The 13,891-nt window shown below is 62.2% G+C and carries 15 protein-coding genes; 7 read left to right on the top strand and 8 right to left on the bottom strand.

What is annotated here, in order from left to right; all coding sequences use genetic code 11:
- Positions 1-42: 42 nt before the first annotated feature.
- Positions 43-312, bottom strand: a complete 270-nt coding sequence (locus PQQ96_RS05275) for a DUF4148 domain-containing protein (protein WP_408289712.1) — start codon at positions 310-312, stop codon at positions 43-45.
- Positions 313-569: 257 nt separating this feature from the next.
- Here PQQ96_RS05275 and PQQ96_RS05270 point away from each other — a divergent pair, with 257 nt between their 5' ends.
- From PQQ96_RS05270 to PQQ96_RS05260, 3 genes are all read left to right on the top strand, one after another.
- Positions 570-1,295: an anti-sigma factor family protein gene (locus PQQ96_RS05270; protein WP_408289710.1), complete on the top strand. Its 726-nt coding sequence runs from the start codon at positions 570-572 to the stop codon at positions 1,293-1,295.
- A 144-nt stretch (positions 1,296-1,439) separates the two neighbouring features.
- Complete coding sequence (locus PQQ96_RS05265) at positions 1,440-1,958, top strand: sigma-70 family RNA polymerase sigma factor (protein WP_408289708.1); 519 nt, start codon at positions 1,440-1,442, stop codon at positions 1,956-1,958.
- Positions 1,955-2,782, top strand: a complete 828-nt coding sequence (locus tag PQQ96_RS05260; protein ID WP_408289706.1) for an anti-sigma factor family protein — start codon at positions 1,955-1,957, stop codon at positions 2,780-2,782. The genes PQQ96_RS05265 and PQQ96_RS05260 overlap by 4 nt, the downstream gene beginning before the upstream one ends.
- Positions 2,783-2,810: 28 nt before the next feature.
- Here the strand turns inward: PQQ96_RS05260 and PQQ96_RS05255 are convergent, their stop codons facing one another.
- From PQQ96_RS05255 to PQQ96_RS05245, 3 genes are all read right to left on the bottom strand, one after another.
- The gene (locus PQQ96_RS05255) at positions 2,811-3,881 is read right to left on the bottom strand and encodes a lipase secretion chaperone (protein WP_408289705.1); all 1,071 of its coding nucleotides are present in this window, start codon (positions 3,879-3,881) and stop codon (positions 2,811-2,813) included.
- Positions 3,882-3,885: 4 nt separating this feature from the next.
- The gene (locus PQQ96_RS05250; RefSeq protein WP_408289703.1) at positions 3,886-4,980 is read right to left on the bottom strand and encodes a triacylglycerol lipase; all 1,095 of its coding nucleotides are present in this window, start codon (positions 4,978-4,980) and stop codon (positions 3,886-3,888) included.
- 105 nt (positions 4,981-5,085) lie between these two features.
- Positions 5,086-6,021 (bottom strand): AraC family transcriptional regulator, encoded by a 936-nt coding sequence (locus tag PQQ96_RS05245; protein ID WP_408289701.1) that lies wholly within the window; start codon positions 6,019-6,021, stop codon positions 5,086-5,088.
- Between the two features lie 208 nt (positions 6,022-6,229).
- On the opposite strand from PQQ96_RS05245, the gene PQQ96_RS05240 reads away from it, so the two are divergent.
- Positions 6,230-7,162, top strand: coding sequence for an NmrA family NAD(P)-binding protein (locus PQQ96_RS05240; RefSeq protein ID WP_408289698.1), 933 nt, complete (start codon positions 6,230-6,232; stop codon positions 7,160-7,162).
- Between the two features lie 465 nt (positions 7,163-7,627).
- On the opposite strand, the gene ribA is transcribed toward PQQ96_RS05240, so the two are convergent.
- Positions 7,628-8,278 carry a GTP cyclohydrolase II gene (gene ribA / locus PQQ96_RS05235; protein ID WP_028197221.1) on the bottom strand — a complete coding sequence of 217 codons (651 nt, stop codon included), beginning with the start codon at positions 8,276-8,278 and terminating at the stop codon, positions 7,628-7,630.
- Positions 8,279-8,559: 281 nt separating this feature from the next.
- On the opposite strand from ribA, the gene PQQ96_RS05230 reads away from it, so the two are divergent.
- A complete protein-coding gene (locus PQQ96_RS05230) occupies positions 8,560-9,003 on the top strand; it encodes a CBS domain-containing protein (protein ID WP_408289695.1) in 444 nt (147 codons plus the stop codon).
- Positions 9,004-9,197: 194 nt separating this feature from the next.
- Here the strand turns inward: PQQ96_RS05230 and PQQ96_RS05225 are convergent, their stop codons facing one another.
- Positions 9,198-9,542 carry a DUF4148 domain-containing protein gene (locus PQQ96_RS05225; RefSeq protein ID WP_408289692.1) on the bottom strand — a complete coding sequence of 115 codons (345 nt, stop codon included), beginning with the start codon at positions 9,540-9,542 and terminating at the stop codon, positions 9,198-9,200.
- 274 nt (positions 9,543-9,816) lie between these two features.
- On the bottom strand, positions 9,817-10,464 hold the full coding sequence (locus PQQ96_RS05220; protein WP_408289689.1) for a DNA-3-methyladenine glycosylase: 648 nt from the start codon (positions 10,462-10,464) through the stop codon (positions 9,817-9,819).
- A 393-nt stretch (positions 10,465-10,857) separates the two neighbouring features.
- Between PQQ96_RS05220 and PQQ96_RS05215 the strand changes: the two genes are divergently transcribed.
- The gene (locus tag PQQ96_RS05215; protein ID WP_408289687.1) at positions 10,858-11,226 is read left to right on the top strand and encodes a BON domain-containing protein; all 369 of its coding nucleotides are present in this window, start codon (positions 10,858-10,860) and stop codon (positions 11,224-11,226) included.
- Positions 11,227-11,653: 427 nt separating this feature from the next.
- Positions 11,654-12,736: a calcium:cation antiporter gene (locus PQQ96_RS05210; RefSeq protein WP_408289684.1), complete on the top strand. Its 1,083-nt coding sequence runs from the start codon at positions 11,654-11,656 to the stop codon at positions 12,734-12,736.
- A gap of 46 nt (positions 12,737-12,782) precedes the next feature.
- Here the strand turns inward: PQQ96_RS05210 and PQQ96_RS05205 are convergent, their stop codons facing one another.
- Positions 12,783-13,676 (bottom strand): LysR substrate-binding domain-containing protein, encoded by an 894-nt coding sequence (locus tag PQQ96_RS05205; RefSeq protein WP_408289677.1) that lies wholly within the window; start codon positions 13,674-13,676, stop codon positions 12,783-12,785.
- Positions 13,677-13,891: the final 215 nt, after the last annotated feature.

Raw genomic sequence — 13,891 nt, 5'->3', positions numbered from 1 at the left:
TCCGGCGCGTCCATCCGCTACGCGCGCCGGATATCGAAATCGTCAATTGACGTCACCCACCGCTGCGCTGCCGCTCGCCACGCGACCTGCGGCGGCTGCCTGTGCGGCAAGCGCTTCCTTGTGCTGCGCGACCTGCTGCGCGAAGACAGGACTCACATCCGGATACGATGCGTCGGTCACGTAGTTAAGACCGTTCTGTTGGGCTTCGATCAATTCCTGGTACACCTGAGCACGTGTCTTGCCTTCTGCAAATGCGCTCGACGATGCGGCGAGAACGACGAGGGACAACGCGGCAAAAGTGATCTTCTTCATGATGAACTCCAGTGAGTTTTGTGCGGGTTTGCATGAGGGAGAACCACCTTTTTCGGTTTTTTATTCCTGCGTTTTCACGTCGAAAAAACATATCTCGAACCTGGAAGAAAACAGCGAGCAAATGGGTTTACACGTCGTTCAGTCGGGTCATGACGGCGGAGCGCCCCCATCGAAAAAAACGCAAGAAGAGCATGGAATAAACGCCGACCTGCACGTGTTCGCCACTCGATAGCTGAAATCCGACGAACGCCGACACCATGACCTCAACCGACGCCCCCTCCGACTCGCCGCTTTCCGAAGCCGACATCCAGGCCTATGCCGATGGCACGCTAACGCCGGAGCGCACCGCGTTTCTGCGGGACTATCTGGGCAAGGATCCGGCGGAAGCGCGCCGGGTGGCGTTCTACGGCAGGCTGAACGCGCAGATGCAGAAAGCGTTCGAAACAACCGACGAACCCGTTCCGAGCCGTCCCGACGGATGGCGCAGAAGGTTCGACCGGTTGAAGGCCGCGAGGCGTCCGGGCAAGGTGGTCAATGCGCTCGCGGCGCTCGTTTTGACGCTGGTGGCCGCGGGCGGCTGGCTTGCCGCCACCCAGGTGTCCCGTCAGGCGCTCAACAATGCCGCCGTGATGGCGCTGGCAGAGACCGTCGCCGCGTCGTACTCCGCCGCCTCGCCGACGCGAACCGACGTGTCCGCGCCCAACCTTGCCACGATCGGATTGCGACTCGTGGATCAAAGGGTCCTATCGCTCGGCCCGTTCCAACGCGCCAGCGAATTCATCTACCTGAACGGGGACAACCGGCCCGTTGTGCTGATTGCCACGCTGGCGCTGCTGGCGCCGGCCCAGCCGCAGTGGGCCGCACGCCGGATCGGCGAGATCCGCCTGCTGACCTGGACAGCGCAGCGGCAGCACTTCGTGGTCGCCGGCGACGCCCGCACCCACGGCTTGATGCGCGCCGCCGACGTCATGACCATGCGGTAAGCCTTTGCCAGTTTTTTCGCAGCGTCATAAAAAACAACGGAATAAAATGCGCCCACGCGTGTTTGCATCTCGAATGCGCGTGGTGATTCAATCGACGGCCGCCCACCCGGCGCCCCACGAGAAGCCCCACGATTGGGATGAAAAATGGATGTCCGTGACGAGTTGATGGAGCATGTGCCGCGCTTGCGGCGCTATGCGCGAGCGCTGATCAACAATCGCGACCTCGCCGACGACCTGGTGCAGGACACGCTCGAACGCGCGCTCGGCCGCACCGGCATGTTCCAGCCGGGTACCGACCTGCGGGCGTGGCTGTTCACGATCATGCACAACGTGTTCGCTAATCAGGCGCGCAAGGCGTCGGCGCGCGCTGTCCACGTGGCGGTCGACGACGACAGTGTCCACGAAAGCGAATTTGCCGTGCCGTCCGATCAGACCCGTTCGCTGGAAATGCGCGATCTCGACTACGCGTTGCAGCGCCTGCCCATGGAACAGCGCGAAGTCGTGCTGCTGGTCGGTCTCGAGGAAATGAGCTACGCCGACGTGGCCCTTGCGCTGAACATTCCGATCGGCACGGTGATGTCGCGTCTTTCGCGCGGGCGCGAAAGGCTTCGGGCATTGATGTCGGGCTCGCAGCCCGGTGCAAAATTACAGGTGGTGCGATGAGCGACCAACACACGCCGATCGGCGAAGAGGACCTGCACGCGTACGTGGACGGCACGCTGTCCGACGAACGACGCGTCGAAGTGGAGCGCGCGCTCGAACAGAACCCCGAGTTGGCGGCGCGCATCAGCGATTATTTTTCGCTGAACAACATGTTCCATGACCGCTATGACCGCGTGCTGAGCGAGCCCGTGCCCAAACGTCTGCAGACGCCTTCGGCCAGTGGGCGCCGCTGGCGCATTGCCGCCAACTGGCCGCAGTTCGCCGGGATGGCCGCAGCGCTGGTGATGGGTGTGGGCATCGGCGTAGGCACGCATATGGGGCAGGACGTCGTGGCGCCGGTCACCGCCCACTCGGACACGCGCCCTGTCAGCCTGGATAGCGCCGAGGGTTTCGCACGGCAAGCCGCGGTGGCGCATGTGGTTTACATGCCAGCGGTCGACCGTCCGGCCGAGCTGAATGCCGACCACGAACAGGATTTCGTGCAGTACCTGGCCAACAAGCTCGGCACCAATGTGCATCCGCCGATTCTGTCGAAGAACGGTTTCAACCTGTCGGGCGGCCGTCTGTTGCCGGGCGCCGACGGGCCAACCGCGCAGTTCATGTATCGCGGGCCAAACGGCGAACGCGTGACGCTGTGCATTTCGCATCGTCAGGTGAACTCCAATACCACCGCGTTCAAGCTGTATCAGGACGGGCCGGTGAACGTGTTCTATTGGGTCGATGGTGACTTCGGCTATGCCGTGTCAGGCGGGATCGATCGCAAGGTTCTGCTGCAACTGTCGCACGACGTGTACTCGCAGTTGACGGGTGCCGCGCCGGGTTGAGATGCCGCGCCACGTCGCAATAGCGGGTTCAGTTTGCTGAACCGCTGCCGCGGTCGAGCGATGCGGCGCGCATCGCGTCACTCGGATTGGTGAAGAACTGCTGGCGCAACTGCGCGATCTGCGCGTCGCGTTGCTGAGGCGGCAAATCCTGCTTGTCGATCTGGGCGCGCTGGCTCGAATAGTCCGCGTAGCGGGCTTGCCAGGCATCGTCGGCTTGCTGCATCTGCACGACACGTTGCGCCGCTTCAGGCCCAAGTGTCTGCGTGATCTGCGCACGAAGCGTGTCTAGCGAACCGCCCTGCTTTTGCGCCTGGCTAATCGCGTCGAGCGAGGCCTGCTGCTGGCGTGCTCGTTCGCGGGCCGCGCGTGTTTCCGGCGGCAGTGCCGCGTCGAGTGCAGCGAGACGCGCCGCTTTCTGTGCGGCGCTCAACGAGCTATCTGACGCGATGCGAAGGCGTGCCAAATCGGTGTGCTGCTGCTGCGATTCAGCGCCAAAGAACGGCTCGTTCCATTCGCCCATCAGGCGGGTACCTAGCGCGTCGCGCTGGTCGAGCGAGAGTTGCAGCGCGTCGAGGTCCAGCTTTGCGGCGCTCTGGCTTTGGTTTTGGCTTTGAGTCGGAGAGGTTTGCGGCAACTGGTCGAGCGCCACGAGAAATGCGTTGTAACGCTGCCAGACGGTTACCGCTTCGTCGGCAGCCGGTGTGCCGTCGAGTTGCGCGGCGATCTGGCGGCGCACCAGGGCGTCGAGCGTCGCGGCGGATATTTCGTTTTGCGTCGTCAGGAAGTAATCGAAAAAATCACGGACCGCACGCGTGCGTGCGAGGTGGCCACGGCCATCGGTTGGCAGACGCGGCGGCGTCGAACCGTCGAGCGACGCGGGCAATGCACCGGTCATTGACGCGCCGGCGGCCATGTCCTTGTTCAAAGCGAGCGCCGGCTGCGCAGAACTCGCGGCATTCATCGCGTGCAACACCGACGCGTCATGCGTGGACGGCGGGCGGTTCAGCCACAACGCAGCGCCCGCCGACACCGCACCCACCGCCACGAAAATCAGCCACTGACTTCGTGCACTACCCCGCTGCCGATCCCATCGCCGCATCCGTTCACACGCCTTGTGTCTTCAAGCGGTTTGCCTGCGTGCGGATCACCGCGACGGGATCCGCTGCATTCGCGCCGCGCACGCCGAGCAACTGGTTGATTTCGTCGAGATGGTTCCACTTGTAACTGGTGCCGAGCACCTTGCCATAGAGCGCGCTGCACACCGAGACGAGGCCGTCGTTCTGCCCCGACTGGTGGCTCAGCATGATCGCGCCGGTGCCGTACAAAACGAGTGTCGACGGATCGAGGACATCAGCCGCATCGATCGGCGCAACACTGGTGTCGGTGGCGCCAGGGATGCCGAACACCAAGGTCGGCTGAATCGCACTGCCCGCCCACGAGTACAACAGATGCGTGTTGCCACTGACGGTTTCAGTCGCCGCGCCGGTTTGACACGAGCCGGGCGCACCAAGGCCTGCGCTCGGATAACGCAGGTTGAATGCCGCCGCGTTAGCCGTGGTCAGCGTTTGCAGCGCGGCGACTGCATTCTGGTTGGTGTTGTGATTGCTACTCGTCAGGATGCCGAATATATTCGCAAAGGCGCCGATGATTGGCGTCGAAAGACCCGTTGGGTCTTTTTGCAGTACGTCCTCCACGAAATCGGCGAATTCCGAGCCGCGATGCGGTGTACCGATCGTCGTTACTGAAGCGACGAGTTCCGGCGCTACTGCCGCGACATACCGCGAGGTCAAGCCGCCCTGGCTGTGACCGATGAGGTTCACCTTCTGCGCGCCGGTTGCGGCCAGGACTTGCTTCACGTAGGCGAGTAACTGTTCGCCGCGGCCGTTCGGACCGTCGTCCCTCTGAAAGCCCGAGAGGTTCGCCACATACACGGTTGCGCCGTGCTGCTGGAGATCGGACTGAATGCCGTACCAGTAGTCGAGCACGCCGAGATACTTGTCGGTGCCTGTGAGGCCATGTACGAGGATGATCGGATAGCGGGTTGCCGCGTAATCGTCGGTGCTTGTGTTGGACGTCGCGGCGACCGCGCGATCGATGCCGGCTGGCGTGGCGAGTGTCAGAAGAACAGCGAGCGGAGCATTAGCGACAGCAGCAGCGATCGCCCAGGCGACGATGCGAGAACCCTTCGATTTCGACATGTGACGGCCTCCGGTTGCGAAGTCCGCGTATTTAGCTATACAAATCGGGTGAGGGCAATAGAGCGGGAACTCCAAACTGGCTATGCTGCGGTGCGGGTTTAAGGTTTAGCGGGGTGTGGCGATGCGGCGGGCATTGAACGTATCGAGTTCGATAACGCTGCCGGGATTCGCGCCCGCTTTAACCAACTCCCGCGGCGTCACCCCCAACAACCGCCCCATCCAATGCGCCATATGACTCTGATGCGCAAAGCCCGTCTCCAGCGCGATTTGACTCGCGTTCAGCCTGCCTTGAAGCAATAACGCTCTGGCCCGCTCTACTCGCCGCTGCACCACATACTGATGAACCGGCATACCGAGCGTTTCGCGAAACAGCGCCTTGAAATGCGGCACGCTCAACTCGGCATGCGCAGCCAGTTCGTCAAGCGTGAGGCGCTGATCCAGATGCGCTTCGATAAACTCGATCACGCGAGCGGCGGTCTTCGGCGCCAGCATGCGGCGTTTGTTCTCGAGTTTGTCGAGCACCGGCGCGCTGGCGATCAGCCGCACCACCATCGCCGTACACAGGCTTTCGGCGTAAAGCGGATCGGACGCATCATCGGCTTCGAGCTCGGCGCGTAACGCCCAGGCCAGATGCTGAAAGCGCGGATCGCGCATCTGGAACTGCGGACGAAGCTGAGCTTCGCTCGTCGTCAACTCCAACTGTTCGACGGTCCTCTGCGCGAAGTCTTTGTCAAGCCACACACTGAAAATCGTACAGGCGGATTCATCGGTCCACTGTCCGTCAACGCCTGCGGGAATCACATCGGCATCGCCATGCGCCTGAATCCGCGAGAGGCGACGCTCGCTGCACATGCAACGCGCCTTGACCGGCGCACCGACATGCACGCCCACACGATGATGCTTGAGCGCCGGAATCCGGTGCAGCCCGGCCGACACGCTGACCAACTCCGCGCCAAAGCCCTGCCAGCCAAGCGTTTTGCTGGAGCGCAATGCGATGCGGGAACCGCTGTGCGGCTGCGGTATCGGTGTCACTGCATTCATGTGTTCCCCTCGTAGACGACGGCCAACGTGTGTGCATTGTGCTGGGTTTTTCGTGGTTTTGCTTGGGCTCGCACCGCCTCAACGCGCATGCTGCGCCGCCGCAGAAGAAAACAATCATCCGATTCTGCGCACGACGATCCGTGCCCGCGCGTTTCCCGATCCCCCTCTCCCTAAGATGACGGCATACCGATCCAGTCAGGAGCTCAACGTGTTTGTGATCTTTGGAGCAGCAGGCAATGTAGGCCGAGTGAGCGCCGCTGCACTGCGCCGGGCGGGCCGTGAAGTGCGCGCGGTGGTCCGTAACAACAGGCAAGGCGAAGTGTTAGCGGAGATCGGCTGTGAAATCGTCATCGCGGATCTGCTCGATCCAGACTCAGTCGCGCGCGCTATCGAAGGCGCTTACGCGGTTCAGATACTGTGCCCCGTACCGCTCGCACATGCAGATCCCGGGGCCGAGATGCGGCGCATGATCGACGCGAGCGCGAAGGTATTGCGCGCCAACCCGCCGCAACGCCTGCTTGCGCTCTCCGACTACGGCGCGGAACACGCAAGCGGCACCGGTATCACGACGCTGTTCCACTACCTCGAAATGCAACTCGCGCCGATTGCCTCGCAGTTGACGTTCCTGCGCGCCGCGGAACACATGCACAACTGGGCTCGCGTATTACCGATTGCGCTCACGCGAGGCGTACTGCCGACGCTGCATCATCCGTTGAGCAAGCTGTTTCCCACGGTCGCCGCCGAGGATGTCGGCCTGCTGGCCGCCGAACTCCTGCTCGACGACAGGCCGGCGAAGGTGTCACCACGGGTGGTGAGTATCGAAGGCGAAACGCGCGTTAGCCCATTGGACGTCGCACGCACGCTTGGTGAGTTGGCGCACCGTCAGATCACGGCCTACGCAGTGCCGCGTGACGGATGGGCCGCCATGCTCCATGACGCGGGGCTCGGCGAGAACCACGCGCATCTCATCATGGATCTGTACGACGCGCACAACGCGGGCCGCATCGACGTTGAAACGGAGATCAGCGAGCGCCGCTTCGGCGCGACCGCGCTAGCAGACGTGTTTGCGGCGATCCTGGCGCGCGCTGCTGCGACTTCAACTACAACCGCAACTGCTGCCGCAACCACAGCGGCACGCTAATCGACACTCGCAAGAGGAGGAACGGCATGCATACCTGCCCACTACTGCGCGCATCGATGGCATCGCGAAAAATCGCGGCGCATCGAAACCCGCGAACGCACGCGAGCACGAACGCCCGCTACTGGACGGCAATCTCGGCAAGTTTTGCGGGACTGGTCGGCTGGCGAGCGCTTAGGGACGTGCTTAACGCGATCCCCGATAGCAACGACGACTTTGGCTTGTTCTGATTCGCCGCAATTCGGCGCGGCTTGGCCTGAGCTGAGCCGACTTGGGTCGGCTCGAGGCTCGCATTGTCTCGAGGCTTGCGTCCGCTCGATGTTTGGGTCGGCCAGGCTCAATTCAATGCGTAATAGATACGCCTAAGACACCGCGAAGGCCACCAGCCCACCCGCGCATTAGATCGACGAAATCGACGCCACAACACCGGCCGCCGTTTGCACAAGGCGGCCGGCGCGCATGCGCCGCCTATTCGTTCTCGTCGAAATAATGCCCAAACTTCAACTGTTTGGTGCGGATATAGCGCTCGTTTTCCTCGCGCATCGGAATCGCCAGCGCGACCCGCTCGCACACCGGAATGCCATGCTTCGACAGCGTGTCGAACTTCTCCGGATTGTTGCTCATCAGGCGCACCGAGGTCACCTTGAGCGTGCGCAGAATGCCCGCCGCCGAATCATATTCGCGGGAGTCGTCGGGCAAGCCGAGATCGAGATTGGCCTCGACGGTGTCACGGCCCTGCTCCTGCAGCGCGTACGCGCGGATCTTGTTCGACAGGCCAATGCCGCGCCCTTCGTGGCCGCGCAGATACAACAGCACGCCGCAGCCTTCGGCCGCGATATAGCGCAGCGCCAGATCGAGCTGCTCACCGCAATCGCAGCGATACGAGCCGAGCACATCGCCCGTCAGGCACTCGGAGTGCAGGCGCGTCAACACGGACGACTTGTTTGCGACATCGCCCATCACGAGCGCGAGATGTTCGGCGCCGCTTTCGCACACACGAAACACATAGGAAGTGAACGTGCCGTAGCGCGTGGGGAGCGTGGCGGTAGCGTCGAGAATGACGCACTCGCCGTTGATTGCGCCGTCTGCTGCTGGCGACGGATCGTGAGACGTGAGCATGGCGTTGGACAATGGTGCTGACATGAACCCGAGCAATCCGGGGATAAGGTATGGACTGGGAGTTTACCGCTAATCGGCGCACAGCACCCGGATGCCCATGCGCCGCGCAAGGAACCGCCGTGGCGCCGCACCACCCGCCAAGGCTAAACCAGGCTGCACGCGCTGCGCGCCACAGGTATTCCCGAGGTACTTCGGCCGCGCGTCACGCCTATACTGGAATGGCCTGTCCCTCACGACAGCGCGCCGCATCGGCGTGCTGCACTGCGAAACGGAGCCGCTCCATGACAAGCGTTGCACAACTTCTTAAAACGAAACCGAATAACACCACCGTGTTCACGGTCGGGGCCGACGATTCCGTCTACGAGGCGATCAAGCTGATGGCTGAAAAAGGCATCGGCGCACTGGTCGTGACGGACGGGGACAGCATTGCCGGGATCATTACGGAGCGCGACTATGCGCGCAAAGTCGTCCTGATGGACCGTTCGTCGAAGGACACGCCGGTACGCGACATCATGAGTAAGGCCGTGCGCTTCGTCCGCCCCAATCAGACCACCGACGACTGCATGGCGCTGATGACCGAACGGCGCATGCGCCACTTGCCGGTCATCGAAAACGACCGGCTGGTGGGCATGGTATCGATCGGCGATCTGGTGAAGAACATCATCGCCGAGCAGCAGTTCACGATTCAGCAACTCGAGTTCTATATCCACGGCGAACGGCCTTAAGGGTTCGCCGCCTGTCGCACGCTGTCGAAACAGGGCGCAAAAAAAGCCCAATCCTTGAAAAAGCTTGGGCGAAGCTACCTTGCGGCAGCGGAGGTTCTTGAATTGTGGGCCGCGACACTGCGCGGCGCTGCGGATTCGTTCGGCTGGCGGCACACACTGAACTGCTCGCCGGGCCAGCCGGCTACCACCCTGAATCAGTTACCGAAATAAACCGACTTCGGGCCGGACATCGGCTGTACCACGCCACCTGACTGCGACGAACCGCTCACCGCGCCACCGTAACCGCTGGCATTCGCGACCGGCTCCTGCGTCTGCGCGACAGCCGGGCTCTGCGCCTGCACACGGGCTTCTGCGGCCTGGATGTCAGCCGGATAGTTCGGGTCGTTGCTCGCGCCCGGGTTGTAGCCGGCTTGTTCCAACTGGATCAATTGATTGCGGACTTCCGCGCGAGTCATAGGCTGGTTGCTCGACTGAGCGAACGCAGCGACAGGGGCAGCGAGAATGGCTGCAATGGCGACTGCCTTGATGAGCGATTTCATGATGACTTACCTCCAGACCTGGTTTTTTGCTTCGCTTGCCACACGATGTGGGAAGCGAGTGATTCAAGTCTAGTCACCCAATCATCAAGGGAAAACCCTTAATTGCGAGATATACAATTGCTCAAAACGCAAGAATCTGGAGAAATTTACCGCCTGGCACAATTGAAGCCATCGCTTTACCGTAATAATTGTCGGGATCGTAACCCTTAGTGTCTGATGTTTCGACAATGCGCCCGCACTGAGTGTGTTCTGCTGCATTGCTTGTCGCTGAGGGTCAAAATCGCGCACTCGCCGAAGCGTCGGCATGCGGCGGTAGCAACAGTTTTCGCGGCCCGCTGACGAACGCGCTGCCGGGTTCGAAAAAACGCAGCGGCCGGTGCATCTCGCGCGACAAGCCGATACGCGTCGTCACGCCAATCGGTATATCCCCCGTCTCGATCGCCCCGATCCACAGATCGCGCCCGGCGCAAAGATCACGGCCGTCGAACGACTGATCGATGCCTAAGGCCATGGTGAGCCGGCCGGGACCGCGCGCGAGGTCGCGCAGTGGCACGCCGGGGCGCCGCGCTTCCATCAGAGGCAGGCCTTCCAGCGGCTCGATGGCGCGAAGCAGAATGCCGGCGCCGATCTCGTCCGCCTCGGCGGAGATGTTCAGCATGTACGAGAGCCCGTATGTCAGCCGGATATACGCGTGTCCAGGGGCGAGAAACATCGAGCCGTTATAGGGACGGCGCCCCAGAAACGCGTGGCTGGTCGAATCGCCGACCGGATACGCCTCAGTTTCGACAATCCGGCCGCTGATACGGCCTTCGGGCAGGTCATGCACGAGGTATTTCCCCACCATGAAGCGCGCCAGTGCGACCGCATCGAGCGGCAAATCGTCACGAAGCAATGGAAAGATGGACAGCGGCTGATTCGGCATGGGGTTCGCACTGGTTGTGAAGCGTGAAGCGCAGGGTTCGAAGGATGCGCGACCGACGCGCAGCAGACGCACCGATGCGTGTCCCAGCCGCGCCGCACCAAGCGGTAGTGCGCCATCGGCCTGCCTTCATCGGCCCATTCGTTGTATCAAAACCTCATTTCCGGGCAGCGGCGCATTCACCATGGAACTAATTGGAGTATCGTGTGTTTCCGGCCTGCAGCACAGCCTTTGCCGGCATGCGTGTGCTTAGGCGCGCCCCATCAGATTACAGATTGAAAGAAGTTGCACGACCCGCAATAGCGTTCCATTCAGTTTGATCCCGCAGTACCCGCTGGTGCAGTACACCGGCCCCACCCCGGGGCCGTCGTGTTCATGACAATAGGAGAGAGTTGAATGAAAGCATTCCAGGCAATCAAGATGGTAGGCGGCGCGCTGATCGTTCTGGCGTCCGTCAGTGCCTACGCGCAAAGCAGCGATGCGGCCGCCACGCCGGCAGCCCCGATGGCGGCTTCGTCGGCGCCTAGCGCCAAGTCAGTCAAGGCAGCCAACCGTGCGCTGGGACGCAAAGTGCGCAGCGCACTGTCGAAGACCAAGGGCCTGAGCGTGACCAACATCACCGTGCGCGCGCGTAGCGGCGCAGTGACGCTGGCCGGCACGGTGCCTGAACAGCAGCAAATCGACCTGGCCACTCAGGCAGCGCAAGGCGTGGCTGGCGTGACGTCGGTCAAGAACGCACTGACGATCCGTCCGGTCGGACAGTAATCTGCGTTAGCGAGTCTTAGCGCTACACCCGGACGCACCGCTTCGTCACGAGGCGGTGCGTCCGGATCGGAATATCCGGTTTCTTCTCTTTCCTGAACGTGCTCACCCTAGCGTTCTGGACCGATGGTGTTTCACCCATCGAAACCGCGCCGCACTTTCCGCGCAATCCTGCGTGGCTCAATCCTTCAGATGCTGAACGGGCGCCGGTTGCCTCACCACCTTCGTCACGGCGTCGGCACAATTCGCCCCGTAGGCTGACAAAGCCTCGTCCGCCTTGAACTATCCTTTATAATTTAATGCGTTAGGGTGCGTTGTTGACAGGATAGGTTAGCATTCCCGCCCGCTCAATATCTCGCCGGCGCCCATCCGTGCGCACCGCATCAGTCCCATACAAGCAACGAGACCAAGCACCAAAAGGAAGCCCAGAATGACCACATCTGCGACCGTTTTGCCCCGCTGGACCATTGCCGCGCCCTTCGTCGCCTGGATCGTGCTGGGTGTGGCGTATGCCCTGCCAGAAAACGGACTGCTGCTCGCGCTGATTGGGGTCGCGCTGTGCGCAGCCGTGTTCACGGCGGTGCATCACGCTGAAGTGGTCGCGCATCGCGTCGGCGAGCCGTTCGGCACGCTGGTGCTGGCTGTGGCCGTGACGGTGATTGAGGTCGCGCTGATCGTTTCAGTCATGTTGACGTCTGGCCCCGAAAAGGCCGGCCTCGCGCGCGACACCGTATTCGCCGCGGTCATGATCGTCTGCAATGGGATCGTAGGCATTTGCCTGCTGGTGGGCGGCATCCGGCATCGCGAGCAGGACTTTCAGAGTCGTGGCGCGGCTGCAGCACTAGCGGTGCTCGCGTCGCTGTCCGTGTTGACCATGGTCATGCCGAACTACACGACGACCAGCGTCGGCCCGGTTTTGTCATCGTCGCAACTGGCGTTCGCCGGGGTGTCGTCGCTGGTGCTGTATGGGGTGTTCGTATTCGTTCAGACCGTGCGGCATCGCGATTACTTTCTTGCCGGCGTCCCCGACGAGGACGTCCATGCCGCCCCGCCAAGTTCCGGTGTCGCGCTGGCAGCCGGCGGCTTGCTGGTGGTGTGCCTGGTCGCCGTCGTGTTGCTGGCGAAGGTACTCTCGCCGGTGGTCGAAACCGCGGTGAAAAACGCAGGCGCGCCGGCGGCGGTGGTCGGCATTATCATTGCCGCGCTGGTGCTGCTGCCCGAAGGGCTGGCCGCCGTGCGCGCGGCGCGCGCCGATCGCTTGCAAAACAGCCTGAATCTCGCGCTCGGCTCGGCGCTGGCCAGTATCGGACTGACCATTCCGACGGTGGCCGCCGTGTTTTTGTGGACCGGGCAGCCGCTCATTCTCGGTATCGACGGCAAGGAAACCGTGCTGCTGATGCTCACGTTGGTCGTCGGCACCTTGACGCTCAGCAGCGGGCGCACAACGATCCTGCAAGGCGCCGTGCATCTGTCCTTGTTCGCGGCGTATCTGTTTCTGTCCTTCGCGCCCTGACGATAGGCTTGGGGCCCGTGCGCTAGCCAAACAACGGGCTCCTCTCCTACTCCTCCCAATGCGCCGCGATCCAGTCGCGAAACAGATTCAGCTTCTGCTGATGCGCGACTGAATCCGGATACACGAAGTAATAGCGCCAGCCGGTCTTGAGCACCGTATCGAACGGTCGCACAAGGCGCTTGGCCGCGACGTCTTCGTCGATCAGGGCAAGGTCGCTAATGGCGACACCGAAGCCCTGCAAAGCGGCGTTGGTCGCCATGTCGAGCGTGTCGAAGCTCGGGCCGTGTTCGGCGTCGATACCTTGAGTATTCGTCGCATCCACCTCGGTCACCTTGGCGAGCCACATCTTCCAGTCGCGGTGATCACGTGTTGGATGCAGCAGCGTGTGGCGCACCAGATCCGCGACCTCATCCAACGGTTTGTCTTTCAGCAGATCGGGCGCGCACACCGGTGTCAGACGCTCCTCGAACAACGGCACCGCCTGCACGTCCACACCCGGCGACGAACCATAGATGATCGCCGCATCGAACGGCTCGAGCTGGAAGTCGACGTCGTGCTGCCAGGTGGTCGTGATCTGGACGTGCAACTCGGGATACTCGGCCTGGAAACGCATGATCTTCGGCAGCATCCAGCGCATCACGCAGGTCGGCACCTTCAGTGCGAGATCGGTGCGTTGACGCGTGAGGCGCAGCGATATCTCCTCGATACGCGCGAAGCTCTCCTTCACGGCCGGCAGCAGCAATTCGCCTTCGGCGGTCAGCGTCAGCCCCTTCGCATGGCGTTTGAAGAGCGGAAACTTGTAGTAATCCTCGAGCGCGATGATTTGCCGGCTAACGGCGCCTTGCGTCAGGCAAAGATGGTCGGCGGCGCGCGTAAAGCTGCGATGCCGTGCGACAGTTTCGAAAATCTGCAGCGCGTTGAGCGGCGGGAGACGTCGCATCGGGATGAGTCCAGTCGGGAATCAGAAAAAATCATTGCGTGGGTAGACGGCGTTGCGTGCCGTCGCGCCCATTAAGCCCACAGGATACGCGATCAGAAATGCCTGCACGCGTTACGCGTGGCAAACGCGCATGCATTTCGCTCATGACCCTGCCATCGATTCCCGCCAGGCACACCCGCGTGCACCGACTCAGGGCAAATCCTCCCGGACACCGC

Origin of the sequence: Paraburkholderia sediminicola (assembly GCF_046027825.1) — a bacterium.
Classification (GTDB): Bacteria; Pseudomonadota; Gammaproteobacteria; order Burkholderiales; family Burkholderiaceae; genus Paraburkholderia; species Paraburkholderia sediminicola_D.
This window is presented reverse-complemented; position numbering and strand designations above follow the sequence as displayed.